Consider the following 441-nt stretch of genomic DNA (forward strand, 5'->3'; position numbering starts at 1 on the left):
GTTCAGCTTGACCAGCAGGGTGTTCACCTTGTCGGCGCTGACCTTGTCGGGGCAGATGAAGATGCACTTGTAGCCGCGCTGCTGGGCCACGATCGCCAGGCCCACACCGGTGTTGCCGCTGGTGGGCTCCACGATCGTGCCGCCCGGCTTCAGCGCCCCCGACTTCTCGGCGGCGTCGACCATGCGGACGGCGATGCGGTCCTTCACCGACCCGCCCGGGTTCACGTACTCGACCTTGGCCAGCACCAGCGGGGCGTCGGGCCCCAGGTGGGCGGTCACCTTGTTCAGCTTGACCAGCGGGGTGTTCCCGATGAGGTCCACGACGGACTCTGCGTACTCCACGTGCCCCACCCTCCCACGCAGGCGCAGGATGGGGCCATGACGGTCGGACGACGCAGGTTGGGCGAGCTCGAGGTCTCCGCACAGGGGCTGGGCTGCATG

The 441-nt window shown here is 68.5% G+C and carries 1 protein-coding gene; it reads right to left on the reverse strand.

The window, feature by feature from the left end:
* On the reverse strand, positions 1-342 hold a 342-nt coding region (locus tag M3677_RS17330), incomplete at its 3' end, for a pyridoxal-phosphate dependent enzyme (protein WP_251161188.1).
* Positions 343-441 lie beyond the last annotated feature (99 nt).

The sequence above is a fragment of the Curtobacterium sp. P97 genome (assembly GCF_023712445.1).
Classification (GTDB): domain Bacteria; phylum Actinomycetota; class Actinomycetes; order Actinomycetales; family Microbacteriaceae; genus Curtobacterium.